The organism is Paraburkholderia lebeckiae, assembly GCF_050436225.1.
Taxonomy (GTDB): domain Bacteria; phylum Pseudomonadota; class Gammaproteobacteria; order Burkholderiales; family Burkholderiaceae; genus Paraburkholderia; species Paraburkholderia tuberum.
Genome location: NZ_JBNDLU010000002.1, coordinates 1,254,806 through 1,272,717 on the forward strand (window position 1 = coordinate 1,254,806; position 17,912 = coordinate 1,272,717).

Below are 17,912 nucleotides of genomic sequence, written 5' to 3' on the forward strand. Positions count from 1 at the left end.
CGATAAGATTCAATTTCGGTTGCCGGCGGTAAAGCTCCGTTCGTAGTCGACAATCTGTTCCGGTCAACGTGCCAATGTGTGATTGGCACAACCGAGTACGCGTGAGCGGCCCCGACGTATCGACGGATGCGTGTATGCACGGTGGTTATTTCACGTCCCGAAGCCTGCGTTTGAAGGCTTCTCTGCTTTGATCCCCCTTGAGCTTGCGGTGAGCCTCTCGGCGCCGCGGGCTCCTCTTCCCGCTTCCGCTCTCATACGCCGGTGCTGCATTGATGGAAGGAAGCGGATCATGAAGATGTTTCAGCCGATAGTGGACGGATCGCGGTTGCGCACGATGCACGGCATCATGCGCCGGCGGTCGCTTGCCTTGTCGTTGCTCGCCGGTACGTCGGTCTTCGCGCCCGGCCTGGCTCTGGCTCACGCCGACGACTGGGGCTGCCAGGTTCTCCTCTGTCTCTCCAATCCGGGTGGTCCCGAACAATACGGCGCGTGCGTGCCGCCGATCGAGAAACTTTGGAACGCGCTGCGCCACGGCGATCCTTTCCCGACCTGTGATTTTGGCGCAGGCGGCTCGCAGGGTACGTTCGCGACCAACATCTTCGCGAGCGGCACTTACTGCCGAGAAGATCTCCTGTACTGGGGCGGTCCCGAGCAGAGCGAGCTGCTGTGCCATGCCACCGGGGCAATCAACGTCGAGATCGACAATCAGCTATATACCCGCGTCTGGTGGGACGTATCGGGTTCGGAACCGACGATCAACGAGTTCTATGGTGCGGGCAGCACGCAGGTGCCGTATGACCCGTCGCAGTCCGCTGCGCTGTTCCTGCAGCAGACCGAACAGCAAAACGGCTTCGGTGAAGGAGGGCAATGATGCCGCCGCTCGATTTCACCACGCTCGCTCAGTTGTGTGCGCCACAAGCCGCGCCGATCACTATGGCGGCGATCGTGCGGACTGAGTCGGGCTTCAATCCGTATGCGATCGGCGTCACGCACGGCCGGTTGGTGCGTCAGCCGGTGAGCGAGGCCGAGGCGGTGGCCACCACCCATGCGCTCGCTGCCGGTGGCTGGAATTTCAGCGTCGGGCTTGCACAGGTGAACCGTGCGAACTGGTCCGCGTACGGGCTGAGCGAGCGGAGCGCCTTCGACCCGTGCCGTAACCTAGCCGCGGGCGCCGCAATACTGCAGGGCTGTTTCGAAACCGCGCGGCGCGCGCGAGCGGATACCAAGCGCGATTTGCAGTCGACCCTGCGCGCGAGCCTGTCGTGCTACGCAAGTGGCAATTTCTCGACAGGTTACCGCACCGGCTATGTACAACGGGTTATCGATAACGCGCGGCTGCCGGCGCCACCGTCCTCTCATGCAGTCGTACCGGCGATTGAGCCCATTCCGGTTATTCCGGTTGATCACGCCGTGCCTTCGAATCCGGTGCGATCCCGATCAGCTGATCACCCGGTATCGGAGCCACCTGACACCGCACCGGGTACAAACGTTGGTGAGCCAGGCAGCAGCGCCGTGGTGTTCTAGCCCACCGGCCAGACGATAGCAGATCCATCGAAAGGAGAAAGGAGCTGATCATGAATTCAGGAATGCATATTATGTGTCGGCGATATCGGGATGTGTCTGTCGGGTCTCAGTCCAATCATAGGTTAGCAAGGCAGATCGCCGCTACGGTCGCGACGCTGCTCCTCGCTTCGCCGGCCTGGGCGCAGCTCTCGCAGGTCAACACGCTCCTGAGCACAATCCAGACGACGCTGCTCGGCGTGGGCGGTGTGATCTGCTCGATTTCCATCATCTGGGCGGGCTTCCGGATGATGTTCCAGCATGCCCGGTTCGGTGATATCGCAAACGTGTTTATCGGCGGTCTCTTTGTCGGTTGCGCGACGGTGATCGCCGGCATGCTGATTCCGACGAGCTGATCCGAGGCGACGAATCATGAACTCGCTCAAGGATCCGGTTTTCAAGGGATGCACGCGGCCCGCGATGATCTGGGGTGTACCGCTCGTGCCATTCCTCATGATTGGTGGCGGCATGCTGATCCCGGCAATCTGGGCGCTGCTGGCCAGTCCGCCGCTCGGCGTCGGACTGTTGTTCCTGATGATCCCGGTGTTCGTTGCGATGCGCGTCATCACGCGCCGCGACGACCAGCGCCTGGCGCAGCACGCACTGCGCTTGCGCATGGTCCTGCGTCAGGGTAACCGCCGCTCCTGGGGCGTACACGCTTACGTGCCGGTCCGCCTCAAGAGGAGGGCGTGACATGCCAGCTACCGCGAAACACGTCGCCGTCGCGAACCGCGAAGTGGCACTCGCCGACACCATCCCGTATTCGACGCACGTGACGGATCAGGTGATCAGCACGCGCGAGGGCGACTACCTGCGGATCTGGAAGCTCGCGGGCATCGCATTCGAGGCCACCGATCCGGTGGACATCCTCGTGCGTCATGACGGATTCAATCAGCTGGTGCGTGGGCTGCCCGGCGGCCACGTGGCGCTCTGGTCGCACCGTCTACGTCGGTGCGTGTCGGATCACTTTGCCACGCCGTACGGCAACCGATTCTGCCAGGAACTGGCGACACGCTATTACGCGGGCTTTGCAGGCTACCGGATGATGGCGAACGAGCTTTATCTGACGCTCGTCTACCGGCCGAACCGCACGAAGCTGGGGCGCGTCTTCAGTCGGGCTGCGCGTCGCACGCCTGACGATATCCGGCGTGACCAGCATGAAGCACTCAAGGCAATGGACGAGCTGGCGGCTCAACTCGAATCAGGCCTGAAACCCTATGATCCGGTGGCGCTCGGGGCCTATCGCAAGCCAGGCCCTTATACCCGGCGTCCTCGCCGGTACTCGTCGGCGCTGGAACTGCTTGGCTATCTCATCAATGCCGTCTGGGAGCCGCAGCCGGTTCCCTCGGGGTCAATCCGTGAGGCGCTGCCGACCTCCCGCCTGTTCGTCGGAGTGGAGAAGGTCGAGATCCGCATGCCGGCCGCGACACGGTATGCCGCGTTACTCGACCTTAAGGACTATCCCGAAGACACTGAGCCCGGCATGCTTAACGGCCTGCTGTACGGCGACTTCGAATATATCGAAACGCAGAGTTTCACCATCCTCGACAAGCCTGGCGCAAAGGAAGCGCTCGAGCGGCAGCGCAACCAGCTCATTGCCGGCGAAGATGTGGCGGTCTCCCAGATCGGGGCAATGGATCAGGCATTGAATGACCTGATCAACGGCGATTTCGTGCTTGGCGAGTATCACTATTCGCTTGCCGTACTGGCCGATACGCCTGGAGACGTGTCGAAGCACGTCGCGAAGGCGCGCACGCAGCTCGCCGACGCTGGATTCCAGACTGCGCTGATAGATCTCGTGGCCGATGCCGCGTGGTTTGCGCAGCTGCCGGGCAACTGGCGCTACCGGCCCCGTGAGGCAAAGCTCACGTCCCGGAATTTCTGTGGACTGTCCAGCCTGCACAACTTTGCGACCGGCAAGCGCGACGGCAATCCATGGGGCGAGGCGATCACGATCGTCAGGACGCCGAGCGGTCAGCCGCTGTACCTGAATTTCCACGTCACACAGGAGAAGCAGGATTCGGCCGATGCAAAGGCGCTCGCCAACACCCAGATCGTCGGCCAGGCCGGTGCGGGCAAAACGGTGCTTGAGCTGTTCCTGCTCGCGATGGCGATGAAGTACGGCGTCACGGCCGTGCTGTATGACAAGGACCGTGGTACCGAGATCGCGATTCGCGCGATGGGCGGCACATACACCGTGTTTCGCCGGGGCGTGCCGACCGGGCTCAACCCGTTCCAGATGACACCCGATGAATCCGTGCTCGATTTCTGGGAGCGGCTCGTGCGCAAGCTCGTTGACACGGGTTGGCCGCTGTCCGCGAAAGACGAGCTCGACATCTCGCGCGCGGTGCGGGAAGTCGCCCGCATGGACAAGCCGTTGCGACGCCTGTCGATGCTGCGGCAACTGCTGCCAAACGTGGGCGAGAACAGCCTGCATGCGCGCCTCGCGAAATGGTGCATGGGCGGGCGGCTCGGCTGGGTGCTTGACAACCCGACCGACCGAATTGATCTTGCGCGCTCGGGTCTTTTCGGGTTCGACGATACCGAGCTGCTCGATGGCGCAGAAGTCTCAACGCCCGTCACGATGTACCTGCTGCATCTGACGGAAAGCCTGATCGATGGCCGGCGCTTCATCTATGTGATGACGGAGTTCTGGAAACGGCTCTCCGACCCCGTCTTCACGGATTTCGCGAAGAACAAGCAGAAGACGATCCGCAAGCAGAACGGCCTGGGGATTTTCGATACGCAGTCGCCGGCCGATGTGCTGCGCAGTGATATTGCGCGCGCACTGGTCGAGCAGAGCGCGACCTTCTTCTTTCTGCCGAACCCGCGGGCGGATTACGACGATTATGTGCACGGCTTCAAGCTGACCGAAGCCGAGTTCAACATCGTGCGCAATCTCGGCGAGAACAGCCGCATGTTCCTCGTCAAGCAGGGCCACCGCTCGGCCGTCGGGCGGCTTGATCTTGCGGGCCTGGGCGATGTGCTCGATGTGCTGTCTGGCACCACCGATACCGTCGAACTGCTCGACACGATCCGCGCACAGGTTGGCGACGACCCCGACGTGTGGCTGCCGGTTTTCCACGCGCAACTGGCGAAGCGCCGCGCAGCGCAGCGGGGAGGCGTGTAATGAGCGGCCTCTTTACCGCGATCGGCGGCACGCTCGAGAACGGCATGTCGACCTACGTGACGAACGTGTCGTCAGCGCTGTCCGGCGCGCTTGTTCCAGTTGTGACCACCGCCGTCACGATCTGGGTCATCGCCTATGGTCTGGCGATCGTGCGTGGCGAGGCGCAGGAAGCTGTGCCCGCGTTCGCGTGGCGTGGGCTCAAGGTCGCCGCGATTCTCACCTTTGCGCTCGGCAGCGGCATCTATCAGCAGCAGGTCGTGACGGCCGTCAGTGGTGCGACGGCGGGCCTCGCCCAGACGATCCAGAACGCGGCGAACACGACGGGCGGTGGCAATCCCGGATGCGGGTCAGTCAGCGGTAGCAGCGTGACGGCGACCAGTGTCACAAGTATCTATCAGACGCTCGACTGCTACGACCAGCAGATCGATCTTGTGCTGGATGCTTATTCCGAAAAGGCGACGCATGAAGGGCTCAGCCCGAGCGGACTTGCCGCGGCCATTGGCGACATTGTGTGCGGGTTCGTGGCCGCCGTGGGTGGCTCGATTTTCCTGATCGTGCTCGCGTTCGAGGTCGTGATGGGCCGCATGCTGCTTGACCTTGTGCTCGGCATCGGACCGATGTTCATAGCGTGCGCCGCGTTTGCACCGACTGCCCGCTTCTTCGAAGCGTGGACCGCCAAAGTCGCGAATTACGCCCTGCTGCAGGTGCTGGTTGCAGTTTTCCTGGGCATGGCCCTGACGGCATTCTCGACCGAGCTCGCGCCGTTCCAGGTGACAACGTCGGCGCCCGGTACCAACCCAGCCGCCCTCGTTGCAGCGGGCCAGGCAGCGCTGGAGGCGTCGGCCGCGTGGGGCGCAGCACTTGGCATGTTTGCGACGGCCATTTTCCTGGCGATGGTCGGCTGGCAGCTGCCCTCTGTGGCGTCCGGACTGTCCGGCGGCGCCACGGTATCCGGATTCGGGGCATTCGTGGCCGGTGTCGCGTCGCGCCGCATCGCGACCGCGATCGGACAGGCATTCAATCGCAGCGGAAACGGTCCGCGCCCCGGTGGCACGATTCGCGACCGGACGGGCTCAGGCGGCGGGTCGGGGAATTCAGGTGGTGGATCGATGCCCGCGTATCAACGCGCGGCGCGCGCGAACCTCGGACGGCAGGGTAGTTGAGTGAGGTGATCATCATGACAGGACGATTCAGGATAGTCGGTATCGCAGTCATATGGGCGGGGCTTTCTTCCGCGGGTCATGCGCAGGGCATTCCGGTATTCGACGCGCAGAACGTGGCTCAGGCCATTGCGACGGTGCTCCAGCTTGAGCAGGAGGTCCAGCAGGAAATCCAGATCTACCAGTCGACGGTCGGCACGCGCGGCTTTGGTGCGCTTTTGGGTAATCCGGTGGTTGCCAGCTCGCTGCCGTCGAACTGGCAGAGCGTCTATACCGCGGTTCAGAACGGAGGCTACGACGGGCTGACGGGGAGCGCTCAGTCCCTGCGCTCGGCGAGTGAGATTTACAACTGCCAGGACCAGGCGGGTATCGACCAGCAGGTGTGCCAGCGCGCGCTGAACAAGCCGTTTCAGGACAAGGCGTTCGGCCTGCAGGCGTATCAGACCGAGCTGCAGGAACTGAACCAGATCCAGAGCCTGATGCAGCAGATCGACGTGACGCAGGATCCGAAGGGCGTGGCGGAGCTGCAGGCGCGCATCCAGACCGAGACCACGACGGTCGGCAACGAAATGACGAAACTGCAGCTTTTCCGGATGCTGGCTGAGACCGAAGACAGGCTCGTGGCCGAGCAGCAGAGCGAACTGGTGTTGAGCCGGGCCGGTAATACTGCCCGGCTGCAGGATCAGATGGCGCCGGCTTCATTCGGGAACTGAGGGGACGGCCATGTACAGAATTCTGATGGGATCATTTCTAGTAAATTTCGTTATCCTGATCAGTGGATGTTCGTCAGGGCCGCCAAAGGCCGTCCTGCCGGACGGGTCACATCGCGTGCCGATCAACCGCGTGTTTCCTGTTCCAGCGTCATCCGTTCCGTCAGTACCGCCCGCCGCATCGACCGTCGGAGCCGGATCATGAGCGCGCACGAAGACTATGGGCGCGTGCTTGACATCGAGGCGTCGCTGACCCACCTACAGGAGCGCTCCGAACGGCGGGCATGGCATGTTGCCTACGCCGCAGTCTGCGTTGCGGCGCTCAGTGCGGTGGCACTTGCTGTGATGTTGCCGTTCTACCGGGTCGTGCCGTTACCGATCGAGGTTGATCGCCTGACGGGCGAGTCCCAGGTGATCGACGTGCTTGATGCGCGTCATGTGCACACAAAGGAAATCCAGGACAAGCATTGGGTCGAGGCATACGTGCGTGCTCGTGAACGCTTTGACTGGGGCCTGCTGCAGATGGATTACGACAGCGTGCTGGCCATGAGCGATGACGTGGTCGCACGTGATTACCGGGGTGTTTACAGCGGACCCGATGCGCTGGACCGGCAGCTTGGTCCGGGCACCGAACGGCGTGTGCGGATTCTCTCGACCACGCTGCCGCCCGACGAACCAGGGCATGCGGTGGTGCATCTCGAGCGCACGACGTTTAAAAACGGCCAGGCGAACGCCGAGCCCACGCAGCGTTTTGTGATCACGCTCGCTTATACCTACCGCCCACCGGTATTCACGCGCGAAAGCGTTGCCGTCGCGAATCCGTTCGGTTTCAGGGTGACGGCTTACAGCCGCGATCCCGAATATACGCCGCCGGCTTCGACCGCGGCAGCGGGAGGTACGCCATGAGAGCAGTTTCTGTCCCGGCTCTCTGGTTTGCTTGCCTGCTGGTCGTGAGCCTGTCCGCCCGCGCGTATGACGTGCCTGGCTGGTCCAACGATTCGCGGGTCCGGCAGATCGTGTATGCGTCTGACGCCGTTGTGCGTATCGAAGCGCAGCGCGGCTTTGCCACCCATATTGCGCTTGATCCGTACGAACAGATCCAGGTGGTGGCGCCCGGTGACCGCGACGGCTGGCAGGTGGTGGCGAACAGGGGGGAACACGACGTGTACCTGAAGCCGCAGCTTGCCGCGCATGACTCGAATCTCGAAATCCGTACGGACAAACGCAGCTACAGCCTCGATCTGGTGGTGCTGCCGCTGAAGGCGAGGTTCGCAAACGGCGACGAGATGTATCGCGTGACGTTCGTGTACCCGGGGGAGATGAAGGCTCAGGCGCAGGCTGAAACCGATGCTGAAGTCGTTTCCCGGCGCCTCGCCCAGTCGCCCGCGATACGCAACACGCGTTATTCGATGCAGGCCATGCTGCATTCGGACGATATCGCGCCGACGGCGGCCTGGGATGATGGCAGGTTCACGTACATCCGCATTCCCAGCAACCGGCGCATCCCGGCGACGTTCCGGGTGGCGGACGACGGTACGGAAAGCGTGGTCGACAAACATATGGAAGGCGACACGATCGTCGTTCACGAGGTGGCGAAGCGCTTCGTGTTACGTCTCGGTGAGGAGGTTGTCGGTATCTGGAACGACGCGTATGACATGGATGGCGTGCCGCCCAGTGATGGCACGACGGTTAGCGGCGTGAAACGCGTGTTGCGGAGTCGCGATGATGAATGACGATACCCGCGACACGATCGAACCGGACGAACCTGCCGATGGTGGTTCGACGGGGTATGGCCGGGATGCAGAGGGCGTGTCCGGAACGTCGGCCGATCGCGGGATGCCGGTGCTCGGGCAGTACCGGGGCACGCGCCCGCGCGCCTGGTGGCTGACGCCGCTTGTCATCGTCCTCGTAGCCGGTGCCGGCGCGGTCTGGACGATTCACACGTTCCTTGCGCGTCACGACGCAGAAACGAAAGCGCATCGCGATGCCGTAGCGGAGACATCGACTCAGGGGCGCGTGTTCAACGACACGCCGGCTGCGGCGAGCGCGGCATCCGCGCCACCCGTGGCGAGCGCACCTGTCCCAGTGTCGGTGCCAGTCGTGGCCAGTCCACCTGTTTCGGTTCAGCATCGGGCGCCTGCTCGCAGCTACTACGATGCGCCGTTACTCGCGGCGGGCAGCACGTCCGGGGCGGGGGGGCAGGAAGGTGGCGTGACGGGCATGCTCCCGGCGGCGGGTATGTCTGGCGGAGTCGCGGAAGCAGCCTCGCCGGTGGCTGCAACCGTCTCCGCCCGGTCGGCTGCCGCACCCGGTCAGAGCGGGACCGGAACACTTGTCCAGGCGTTGACCCCGACCGCCACGCCGCGGGTGCGCGCGGACATGCTGGGCGACCGCAGCCTCATCCTTGCGCAGGGCGCCAAGATCGACTGCGCAGGCGACACCGCTTTTGATTCGACCGAGGCAGGGCTGTCGAGCTGCACGGTGACAAAGAACGTCTATTCCGATGACGGGCGGGTGGTGCTGATCGAGCGCGGGTCCCAGATCAACAGCCAGTATCGCTCGAACCTGTCACCTGGGCAGAAGCGGACCTTCATCCTCTCGGCCCGCATCGAGACGCCTCACGGTGTGACCGTCGAGATCGATTCGCCAGCGGCTGACTCGCTCGGGCGCATGGGGATTGACGGGTACGTGGATAACCACTGGCGTGCGCGTATCGGCGCAGCCATGCTGCTCGGCTTCACCCAGGACGCGATCGGCTATCTGGCCACGCGCGGCGGCAACAGCAATGGGTCCGTCGTTTACGAGAACACGCAGCAGCAGGGCAACGACATGGCCACGCGGGTGCTCGACAGCAGGATCAACATCCCGCCGACGCTGACGCAGAAGCAGGGAGCCGAATTTACGATCGTGGTCGCGCGTGATCTGGATTTCAGATCCGTCTACGCCCTACGGCCGGAGGGCGCCCCATGATCGCCCACGCTGCCATGCAGGATCGAGCTGGCGATGCGGTGCTCGCGCGGCTTCCCGACGACGCATCGGTCCGCGAACTGATGCGGCCATTCGCGCCACTGCTCGACGATTCCGACGTCACGGAACTGGTCATCAATCGTCCGCAGCGCGTGCTGACTGAGACACACCTCGGCTGGCACGGCCACGACTATGCCGATCTTGACTACGAGCGTCTGATGTCGTTCGCGGTGGCGGTCGCGACCCTCACAAACCAGGAAGTGTCGGCCCAGCATCCCGTTCTGTCCGCGCTGTTGCCCGATGACGCGCGTATCCAGATCGTGGTGCCGCCCGTCGTGCCGCCGCGTACGGTCTCGGTCACGATCCGCCGGCCGTCCGCAAGCGAAAAGAGCCTCGACGTGTATCGCGACGAAGGGTTGTTCGACGACATCGTGTGGCATCGTCCGAATGGCCTCGACGCGGCGCTGCCGGTGCTGCGCGCTGAGGATCGCAAGCTCGTCCAGTGCCTGGAGGCGCGGGACTGGGGCGCGTTCTTCCGGCTGGCCGTGACCGGGAGGCTCAATATCGTCATCGTCGGCAATACGGGCTCCGGCAAGACCAGTTTCATGAAAACCCTGTGCCGGTCGATTCCGTCAACCGAGAGGATCGTTACGATCGAAGATGTCCGGGAACTGTTTATCCGACACATCGAGAACTGCGTCCACCTTCTGTACAGCAAGGGTGGGCATGGGCAGGCGCGCGTAACGCCGGCCGATCTCATCGCGAGCACGATGCGCATGCGGCCCGATCGCGTGCTGCTTGCCGAACTGCGCGGTGCTGAAGCCTATGACTTCCTGAAGTTGCTGACAACCGGACACGCAGGCTCGATCACGAGCTATCACGCATCAAGTGCAACCGTCGCGATCGAACGCTTTGCGCTGATGGCGAAAGAGCATCCCGAAGCCGCCGCATACGACGATGCCGCGCTGAAGCGCCTGCTGTTTCTGACCATCGACGTGATCGCGCACATGGAAGCGCACGCGCTTTACGACGGCGCGGGTAAGCAGATCGGCAAGCGCTGGGGCATGACGGAAATCTGGTTCGATCCTGTGCGCAAGGTGCGCACGGCGTTCGCGTGAGAACGGCATGAACACGAACCATCGATTCCTGACTCACATGGAAGCCGCCGGCACCGTAGCGCATCACGCGCGGACCGCCCTGGTCACGCTCGTGATATTGGTGGTGGTAACGGGCGCTCTGGTGGCTTCGCTGTGGCTCGCGTCCTTCTTCCTGTACGCGAGCCTGCGACTTAATCCCTTCCATGCAGGGCTATGGGGTTGGCCCGATGCGCTGCTTGCCTGGCATGACGGCCAGATGCCGCACGGCGGCCGGCGCCTGGCGGGTGCGGCGATTCTGGGCTTACTCGTTGCGGTGGGAGGGCCCGCGATGGGGCTTTACACACTATGGGAGCACTCTGTGCGTCGGCGCCTCTATGGCAGCGCGCGGTTTGCCAGCGAAGCGGAAATCCGCGCGGCGAGGTTGCTATGAACGCGCGCCCCAATGTGGATGCACCGGCCATTGTCGTCGGCGTATGGCGAGGGCGTTATCTGCGCTTCACCGGTCAGCAGTTCGTGCTGCTCGCTGCTCCCGCACGCTCGGGCAAGGGTGTGGGCATCGTGATCCCGAACCTGTTGAGCTACCCCGATTCAGTCGTGGTACTCGACATCAAGCGTGAAAACTATGCGCTCACGGCCGGGTTCCGGCGTGCGCACGGGCAGGAGGTGTACCTGTTCGATCCGTTCGCCGAGGATGGTCGCACGCATCGGTACAACCCGCTATCGGCTATCTCGGACGGGCTGTTCCGCGTAGGCGACATCCTCGCGATTGGTTATGCCCTGTATCCGCCGGGCGGCCACGACGATTTCTGGAAGGACCAGGCGCGCAACCTGTTTCTCGGTATCGTGCTGTTGCTGTGTGAGTGGCGCGACGCGAGAAGGACCGGGAAGGGGCAGTCGATTCCCGACTATCCGGTCACGATCGGGGAGGTGCTGCGGCAGTCCTCGGGCAACGGCATGCCGGTCAAGGCGTACCTGCAGCGCGCGCTCGTCCAGTACCGTGGTTTGCTGACCGGGCCCTGTGTCGACGCCCTGAACCGCTTCCTGTCGAACGACGACAAGGTACTCGCGAGCATTCTCGCGACGTTCCACGCGCCACTCACAGTCTGGGCCAATCCGATTGTCGATGCGGCCACGAGCGCCAACGACTTTGATCCGCGCGACCTGCGGCGCCGTCGGATGTCAGTCTATATCGGGATTACGCCCGATCACCTGTCGGAAGCAGCCCTGATCGTGAATCTGCTGTTTTCGCAAGTCGTCAATCTCAACACGAAGCAGTTGCCGGAGGCCGATCCCGCACTCCGGTTCCAGTGCCTGTTGCTGCTCGATGAGATGACGGCGATCGGCAAGATCCACATCATCGCGCGCGCAGTCGCGTACATGGCGGGCTACAACCTGCGCCTGCTGTCCATCGTCCAGTCAGTGGCGCAACTCGAATCCGTCTACGGCCGGGCCGACGCACGTACCTTCCTGACGAACCACGCGATGCAGATCCTGTATGCACCGCGCGAGCAGAAAGATGCGAACGACTACTCCGAAATGCTCGGCACCTTCACAGATCAGTCCCGTAGCATCAGCCGTTCGAATGCGATTTTCGGTGGCCGCGGTGGATCGAGCGAGAGCATATCCGAGCAGCGCAGGCCGCTACTGTTGCCGCAGGAGATCAAGGAACTCGGGCGTGACAAGGAAATTATCGTGCTGGAGAACACCAAGCCGATTCTCGCCGACAGGATCTCCTACTGGCGCGATCCCGTCTTTGCCTCGCGGGTGTTAAGCGCACCATCGGTGCCTGCCATGAATCTCGCGCGTTTCAGTGCCCAGGTCGAGCGGCGGCTGCGCGAGGTGCAGCCCGCGGAGATCGATCCTGAAGGCACCGGCCTCGTTCATCTGCCGGCTGAGTATCTGGAAGTGCTGCAGGCCTGGGATCCGCGCGACCTGCCGCCGCGTCTGGCTGATCTCAGTGAGGACGAAGTGACAGCCTATGTCGAACGGCACTTCATGCTGCTGGGTATTCCGGCCGCACGGGTTGCGCAGGCGAAGCGTCGCTTGTCGGTGGCGGACCTCGATGCCGCGGAGCTGGTGCCAGCTAAACCCATCCGTGCGAAGCGTAGACCTGTGCCCGCCGCCAGATCGAGTGTTGTGCAGATACAGGGAGGCTGGAAATGAGTGCACCGCATGTTGACGAGACCGCACGCGCGCGTGCTGCGCTCGCTGTAATTCCCGCGGACGAATACGGTACGTGGGTAGACATGGCATTTGCGCTCAAGAACGGCTTCGGTGACGCTGGTTTCGAGCTATGGGACGAATGGAGCCGCACGGCCGGCAATTACAACGAGCGTGCTGCCCGCACCACGTGGCGCTCGGTGAAGGAGTCGGGTGGCAAGACGCTCGCCTCGCTGTTCTGGCTCGCGCGGCAGCACGGTTTCGATCTGAAGCGCACGCATTATCCCGACCGGATGGCGACAACATTTGCGGTGAGTCCCGAAGTGCTTGAACGGCGGGTACGTGAAGAGGCACGGCAGCAGGCCCGTCATGAGGCAGTAGCCCGTGAAGCGCAGGCGATCTGGCAGTGGGCGCGACCAGTCGGCCCCGAACACCCGTATCTCGTACGCAAACACCTCCAGCCGGTGCCGGCACTGCGTGAGCTGGAGGCCGTTGAACTGCACGCGTTGCTGGGCTATGCGCCAGCGAGCGAAGAGCAGCCGCTCACGGGACGCGTGCTGGTGGTGCCGTTCTGGATCGGCGAGGCGATCTCTACGCTGGAGCTGATCGATGAACATGGCCTCAAATCTTCACTGGCAGGTGGCCTCAAGAAGGGTGGGTACTGGATTGCCGGGCCGGCACCGGCTGCCGGAGACCCCTCCACACCGATTCTGATCGGCGAGGGCATGGCCACCGTACTGTCCGCCTACCGGGCGACGGACTGGCCGGCGCTCGCGACGCTGTCGAGCGGGACGCTGCCTCAGGTCGCCGCAATCCTGCGCGAACGATATCCCGCCGTCGGGCTGGTTGTGCTTGGGGATCTCGGGCCGGGCGAGACGAGAGCCCGTCAGGCGGTGGAAGAGTCGCAGGCGCGTCTGGCACTGCCGGTATTCGCCGACGGCGCGCGTATCAACTACAAGGTGCCGACCGATTTCAACGACATGGCGGTGCTGTCGGGCTTTGGGGATGTGGGCGATTGCCTGCGGGAAATCGCGTACCGGGATGTCGAGCTGGCGGCTGTGGGTGTGGAGTCGACAGTAGGTATTGCAACCGGCGGAAAGCTGGACGAACTGAAGGAGGAAATCATGAGCCGCGCGAAAGAAACTCTGGTGAACGATGCAGAGGATGTTTCTCGTCGTCGCTCGTCGAAGCGTACCGAGCCAAGGCAGCACAACATGCCGGAATCCTCTGGGCCGACGAGCGAATCAGCGACTCCAGAGCGCCCGCCAACGGAGCCTTCCGTGGTACCTCCGGTTGGTGGTTCTCCTGCGGTCGAGTCGCGACGTCTGGCGCCGATACGCCCACCGGTGGGTGAGCCGCTGTTCGAAGTGGCCGATGTGCCCAACGAGATCCGGGCGCTGGCCGAACATCGTTTCGGCACACCGTTGCGCATGGGGACACCGCGTGAGAACGGCGGCCCCTACCGCGGCGAGGTGTTCAACACTGAGCACTACCTGATCCAGGAGGTGGCGACGCGCAGTGTCGTCTTTCATCCAAAGGCGCAGATGGAGTTCGCCTCCGACCGGCTCAGATGGATGGATCAGAACGCCCGGCTGAATGGCTCGGAATTGCAGGTCGGTTACGACGGTGACCGGCCGAAGGTCTATCCGTGGGATCGGGCGCGTGACCTGCTGGAGCGCACCGTCGGCTCACTCAAGAAATCCGCGCGTGAGTTGAATTTCAGTCCGAACCTCGAGGGAATGCTCGACCAGTTGCAGGCGCGGTCGTGGGCACGAATACGCGAAGCACGCGCGGCGGCGCTGGAGCAGTCAAAGGAGCGGGCGGCGTCGCAGGATCCTCCCGGGCCGGACCGCTAAGCCGTCTCACGTGTCGCCGGTTGAGGCGAGTCGTACCTGATCAGGAAGAGGTCGCATCATGACTGAAACATCTCCTTTTGCCGCTCCGGTCATCAACGTGATCGAGCAGGATATTCCCGGGCGTCCGGGGTTTGCGGAGCAGTCCGGTGGCGATGGTCGGACCCGTCAACTGGACGCGGCCGCGATGGATGCCGTATCAGCCCAGCGCCGCCGGGAGTTCGATGCGGCGCGCTCACGCCTGCGTGATCAGGCGATCCGCGATGATGCCGAGGCGGTACGGCAGCCCGGTACGCGTCCGACCGCAGATGCGCCGCCGGGGATCAATGACACAGCGCGCGTGCCACTCGATCAGCCGCCCGAACGGGTTCGTAAGCGATACCTGCGTGCAGGTCACCAGTATTTCCTCAAAGATGCGCCGTATCAGCTCGCGTTCGAGGATCTGGGACCGTACCTCGTCACGGAACACAATCGGCCGGATGTCGTGGAGTCGATGGTAGACATCGTGGCGGCAAAATCGTGGCGTCGCGTTCGGGTGTCGGGACATGAGGTATTCCGAAGCGAAGTTTGGCTGCGGGGGACGTTGCTCGGCATTGAGGTGAGTGGCTATGAGCCGAAGGTGGCGGATCTCGCGCGTCTGGCGGATGCCCGGCAATCACGCTTGCACAACCGGATCGAGGTCGATGCGTCGATGCCTGCGGCCACGTCGCAAGCGCGTGCCGAAGAGACCAGCACGTCGGCGCCCGCATCCGCGTCCACAACCGGAATACCTCAGGGAGTGAGCGGCACATTTCGCGCGGCGCCGTCCCGCACCGGAGAACATGTGGGGTCACGCCGGGTTGGACGACAGCCGGCGAATGGCGACGAGCCCGATGCTCCGCGGCGGTATGCCGGCGAACTGCGCGAACATGACCGCGCACCCTATCAGAACAACCCGGCTCGCAGCGACTCGTATTACGCGGTGTTCCGCGATGCGACGGGTGCCGATCACGTTGTCTGGGGTGTGGATCTCGAACGGGCGGTGCTGGAGTCGCGTGCCGAACCCGGGCAGCAGGTCACGCTGGAAAACCTGGGTCGGCGGCTCGTCACTGTCAATGTGCCGATCCTCGATGACCGCGGCATGGTGGTGGGCGAGGAAGAGAAGGACGTTTACCGCAATACCTGGCAGGTCGAAGTGGTGGAGCACGAACGCTCGGCGGCCGGGTCTGTGTCCCGCTCCGGGCGCGCACTCGATCGTGTCACGGCTCCTATTGACAAGCCGACGAACGAGGACAGGCAGGAACGTCAGCCTTCCACGATATCCGACGAGGATAAGGTTCTTCACCTGGCGGTTCTGGTCGGCGCCATGCGGGAGCAGGGGTTTAGCGCGCGGTCGATTTCACGCGTGCAGCGGCGTGCCGAACAGATGCTGGACGCGTTTGGCAGGGAGGGTATCCTATTGCCGCGGCCGAAGGTCTTTGATCCGAAAGCACCTTCGGAGCGGGACCGCCGGGCACGGCCGGGTGACGGGCGTGCACCGGTCCGCGAGATCGAGCGGACACCCACCGAACCCTCACCTGCGCGCTAGAGGGAGCCATGCCTCAGCGCGAACGCCTGTGCGTTGAACTCGGCGAAATGCGGCCGGGTTGGGATCAATGGTGCGCGCGCAGGGGCATGGCGGCTGGTGAAGGCGTGCGGCAACTGATGGCATCCGCACTGCGTGCCGATGCTGACGACACCGACATCCGTGCCGAAGCAAATCTCCGATGGAGCGCTATCGGCGTTCCTCGCACTCGAATCGAGATCAGGCTGACGCTCGCTGAACAGGAGGCGGTCGAGCGGCGTGCAGTGGTGTCGGGCCTGACCAGCAACCGCTGGATTGTGGCGTTGATCCGAGCGCAGTTCTTGAAGGAACCCCAGTTCGGCGTGCAGGAGATGCAAGTGCTGACAGATTCGAACCGGCACCTTGCTGCGATCAACCGGTGGCTTGGACAGATCGCGCGTGACGGGAGTTTGGCAGATATCGGACGAAATGGGGGTGGAAATATGGACGCAATCCGGGACGTGATAGATGTTCATCTGCGCGCCGTGGCAGCCGTAATTCGCGCGAATCTTGATCGATGGAGCCGGTGACATGCCTTATCCGAAGGTCTACATTGATGCGATGCTTTTGAACTGGGGCGACCGTCTGTTTCAGGAACCGTTCAGGCATGCCCGCGCACAGCGGCTTTCGCGTGCAGGCATGCGTGATGAAGCCACGCGCATGCGCGATCAGTTGGCCCGGACGCTCAGGCGCTCGCCTGAAGTCATGGTCAAAATCACCAACAAGGCGTCGAGTGCTCAGGGTATGGGCGCGGTGCGTCGGCATCTGCGCTATATCTCCCGCAATGGGCGGGTCGAGCTGGAAGACCAGAACGGGGACTCGATTGCTGGTGCCGACGCTGTACGTGACCTTGTGCGGACCTGGCAACTCGGCGGGTGGGGGATTCCGGAGACGAATACGCGTCGTGAGGTATTCAATATTCTGCTGTCGATGCCGCCAGGGACGAACCGACAGGCCGTGCGCGATGCTGCGCGGGATTTCGCGGCGCTCGAGTTCGGGGATGGGCGCGCTTATGTGTTTGCGGCGCACGACGACGAGGCTCATCCGCATATCCATCTGAGCGTGCAAGTGCGTGGGCCGGATGGTCGGCGTCTCAATCCGCGTAAGCAGGATCTTTGGCGCTGGCGTCAACGGTTCGCAGAGCAGCTTCGCGAGCACGGCGTCGAAGCGAATGCGACCCCCCGGCGCACGCGCGGTATTACGCAGCGTTATCCCAGGCAGGGTGTGGCGCACATGCAGGTGCGTGGAGAAGTGCCGATGTACTGGCGGGCGGGCGCGAGCACGGAGCAGAGGCAGGCAGGCTGGAACTCTCACGATGGAGTATTTGCTGCGTGGCGGGAGGTAGCGCAGATGATGGCATCGTCGCCCACAAGAGCGGATCGAGCGATGGCTATCGACATTGTGGATTTCGTGAAAGCACTGCCAGTGCAGCGGGATGCGCCCGCTATTGGACCGCGACCGGAAAGGGAGCCCGTCGGCGGGAGTCCCATAGTGCCGGACCGTGGCGCCCAACTCGACAAAACAGGTCCCGATGTCGAACGTTGATACGAAGATGCCCGGTTCGCCTCGGATCGCGGCAAGCGGCATCTCGCCGATATCCTGCTTTTGCGCTCTCTGCTGCATCTCTGCCATATGGAGGTGTTTGCCGACGCCGCGGCACTTCTTCATGCGGCCGTGAGCGGGCTCCAACTGA

17 protein-coding genes are annotated in these 17,912 nt (G+C 63.4%); all 17 read left to right on the top strand.

What is annotated here, in order from left to right:
- Positions 1-289: 289 nt before the first annotated feature.
- The 17 genes from OKW45_RS20455 to OKW45_RS20535 all read left to right on the top strand — a co-directional run bounded on the left by OKW45_RS20455 (position 290) and on the right by OKW45_RS20535 (position 17,764).
- A complete protein-coding gene (locus OKW45_RS20455) occupies positions 290-871 on the top strand; it encodes a hypothetical protein (protein WP_429470712.1) in 582 nt (193 codons plus the stop codon).
- Positions 871-1,524 carry a lytic transglycosylase domain-containing protein gene (locus OKW45_RS20460; RefSeq protein WP_429473326.1) on the top strand — a complete coding sequence of 218 codons (654 nt, stop codon included), beginning with the start codon at positions 871-873 and terminating at the stop codon, positions 1,522-1,524. Before OKW45_RS20455 ends, OKW45_RS20460 begins: the two co-directional genes overlap by 1 nt.
- Positions 1,525-1,574: 50 nt before the next feature.
- A complete protein-coding gene (locus OKW45_RS20465; protein ID WP_429470714.1) occupies positions 1,575-1,916 on the top strand; it encodes a TrbC/VirB2 family protein in 342 nt (113 codons plus the stop codon).
- Between the two features lie 16 nt (positions 1,917-1,932).
- Positions 1,933-2,253, top strand: coding sequence for a VirB3 family type IV secretion system protein (locus tag OKW45_RS20470; RefSeq protein ID WP_429470716.1), 321 nt, complete (start codon positions 1,933-1,935; stop codon positions 2,251-2,253).
- A gap of 1 nt (position 2,254) precedes the next feature.
- Positions 2,255-4,690, top strand: coding sequence for a VirB4 family type IV secretion/conjugal transfer ATPase (locus OKW45_RS20475; RefSeq protein ID WP_429470718.1), 2,436 nt, complete (start codon positions 2,255-2,257; stop codon positions 4,688-4,690).
- On the top strand, positions 4,690-5,853 hold the full coding sequence (locus OKW45_RS20480) for a TrbL/VirB6 family protein (RefSeq protein WP_429470720.1): 1,164 nt from the start codon (positions 4,690-4,692) through the stop codon (positions 5,851-5,853). Before OKW45_RS20475 ends, OKW45_RS20480 begins: the two co-directional genes overlap by 1 nt.
- A gap of 14 nt (positions 5,854-5,867) precedes the next feature.
- Positions 5,868-6,563: a P-type DNA transfer protein VirB5 gene (gene virB5 / locus OKW45_RS20485; RefSeq protein WP_429470722.1), complete on the top strand. Its 696-nt coding sequence runs from the start codon at positions 5,868-5,870 to the stop codon at positions 6,561-6,563.
- Positions 6,564-6,761: 198 nt separating this feature from the next.
- Entirely contained in the window at positions 6,762-7,466 is a 705-nt protein-coding gene (locus OKW45_RS20490) for a VirB8 family type IV secretion system protein (protein WP_429470724.1), read from the top strand.
- Positions 7,463-8,293 (top strand): TrbG/VirB9 family P-type conjugative transfer protein, encoded by an 831-nt coding sequence (locus tag OKW45_RS20495; RefSeq protein ID WP_429470726.1) that lies wholly within the window; start codon positions 7,463-7,465, stop codon positions 8,291-8,293. Before OKW45_RS20490 ends, OKW45_RS20495 begins: the two co-directional genes overlap by 4 nt.
- On the top strand, positions 8,286-9,530 hold the full coding sequence (gene virB10 / locus OKW45_RS20500) for a type IV secretion system protein VirB10 (RefSeq protein WP_429473327.1): 1,245 nt from the start codon (positions 8,286-8,288) through the stop codon (positions 9,528-9,530). Before OKW45_RS20495 ends, virB10 begins: the two co-directional genes overlap by 8 nt.
- A complete protein-coding gene (gene virB11 / locus OKW45_RS20505; RefSeq protein WP_429470728.1) occupies positions 9,527-10,645 on the top strand; it encodes a P-type DNA transfer ATPase VirB11 in 1,119 nt (372 codons plus the stop codon). Before virB10 ends, virB11 begins: the two co-directional genes overlap by 4 nt.
- A 7-nt stretch (positions 10,646-10,652) precedes the next feature.
- Positions 10,653-11,054, top strand: a complete 402-nt coding sequence (locus OKW45_RS20510; protein ID WP_429470730.1) for a hypothetical protein — start codon at positions 10,653-10,655, stop codon at positions 11,052-11,054.
- Positions 11,051-12,787 carry a type IV secretory system conjugative DNA transfer family protein gene (locus tag OKW45_RS20515; RefSeq protein WP_429470732.1) on the top strand — a complete coding sequence of 579 codons (1,737 nt, stop codon included), beginning with the start codon at positions 11,051-11,053 and terminating at the stop codon, positions 12,785-12,787. Before OKW45_RS20510 ends, OKW45_RS20515 begins: the two co-directional genes overlap by 4 nt.
- Complete coding sequence (locus OKW45_RS20520; protein WP_429470734.1) at positions 12,784-14,640, top strand: PriCT-2 domain-containing protein; 1,857 nt, start codon at positions 12,784-12,786, stop codon at positions 14,638-14,640. Before OKW45_RS20515 ends, OKW45_RS20520 begins: the two co-directional genes overlap by 4 nt.
- Before the next feature lie 58 nt (positions 14,641-14,698).
- Positions 14,699-16,204, top strand: coding sequence for an LPD7 domain-containing protein (locus tag OKW45_RS20525; protein ID WP_429470736.1), 1,506 nt, complete (start codon positions 14,699-14,701; stop codon positions 16,202-16,204).
- Positions 16,205-16,212: 8 nt separating this feature from the next.
- A complete protein-coding gene (locus tag OKW45_RS20530; protein WP_429470738.1) occupies positions 16,213-16,749 on the top strand; it encodes a plasmid stabilization protein in 537 nt (178 codons plus the stop codon).
- Between the two features lies 1 nt (position 16,750).
- Complete coding sequence (locus OKW45_RS20535; protein WP_429470740.1) at positions 16,751-17,764, top strand: relaxase/mobilization nuclease domain-containing protein; 1,014 nt, start codon at positions 16,751-16,753, stop codon at positions 17,762-17,764.
- Positions 17,765-17,912 lie beyond the last annotated feature (148 nt).

Excerpts from the sequence above, each read along its gene's own strand:
- OKW45_RS20455 (WP_429470712.1), top strand. The coding sequence starts at position 290 with ATGAAGATGTTTCAGCCGATAGTGGACGGATCGCGGTTGCGCACGATG.
- OKW45_RS20460 (WP_429473326.1), top strand. The coding sequence starts at position 871 with ATGCCGCCGCTCGATTTCACCACGCTCGCTCAGTTGTGTGCGCCACAA.
- OKW45_RS20465 (WP_429470714.1), top strand. The coding sequence starts at position 1,575 with ATGAATTCAGGAATGCATATTATGTGTCGGCGATATCGGGATGTGTCT.
- OKW45_RS20470 (WP_429470716.1), top strand. The coding sequence starts at position 1,933 with ATGAACTCGCTCAAGGATCCGGTTTTCAAGGGATGCACGCGGCCCGCG.
- OKW45_RS20475 (WP_429470718.1), top strand. The coding sequence starts at position 2,255 with ATGCCAGCTACCGCGAAACACGTCGCCGTCGCGAACCGCGAAGTGGCA.
- OKW45_RS20480 (WP_429470720.1), top strand. The coding sequence starts at position 4,690 with ATGAGCGGCCTCTTTACCGCGATCGGCGGCACGCTCGAGAACGGCATG.
- virB5 (WP_429470722.1), top strand. The coding sequence starts at position 5,868 with ATGACAGGACGATTCAGGATAGTCGGTATCGCAGTCATATGGGCGGGG.
- OKW45_RS20490 (WP_429470724.1), top strand. The coding sequence starts at position 6,762 with ATGAGCGCGCACGAAGACTATGGGCGCGTGCTTGACATCGAGGCGTCG.
- OKW45_RS20495 (WP_429470726.1), top strand. The coding sequence starts at position 7,463 with ATGAGAGCAGTTTCTGTCCCGGCTCTCTGGTTTGCTTGCCTGCTGGTC.
- virB10 (WP_429473327.1), top strand. The coding sequence starts at position 8,286 with ATGAATGACGATACCCGCGACACGATCGAACCGGACGAACCTGCCGAT.
- virB11 (WP_429470728.1), top strand. The coding sequence starts at position 9,527 with ATGATCGCCCACGCTGCCATGCAGGATCGAGCTGGCGATGCGGTGCTC.
- OKW45_RS20510 (WP_429470730.1), top strand. The coding sequence starts at position 10,653 with ATGAACACGAACCATCGATTCCTGACTCACATGGAAGCCGCCGGCACC.
- OKW45_RS20515 (WP_429470732.1), top strand. The coding sequence starts at position 11,051 with ATGAACGCGCGCCCCAATGTGGATGCACCGGCCATTGTCGTCGGCGTA.
- OKW45_RS20520 (WP_429470734.1), top strand. The coding sequence starts at position 12,784 with ATGAGTGCACCGCATGTTGACGAGACCGCACGCGCGCGTGCTGCGCTC.
- OKW45_RS20525 (WP_429470736.1), top strand. The coding sequence starts at position 14,699 with ATGACTGAAACATCTCCTTTTGCCGCTCCGGTCATCAACGTGATCGAG.
- OKW45_RS20530 (WP_429470738.1), top strand. The coding sequence starts at position 16,213 with ATGCCTCAGCGCGAACGCCTGTGCGTTGAACTCGGCGAAATGCGGCCG.
- OKW45_RS20535 (WP_429470740.1), top strand. The coding sequence starts at position 16,751 with ATGCCTTATCCGAAGGTCTACATTGATGCGATGCTTTTGAACTGGGGC.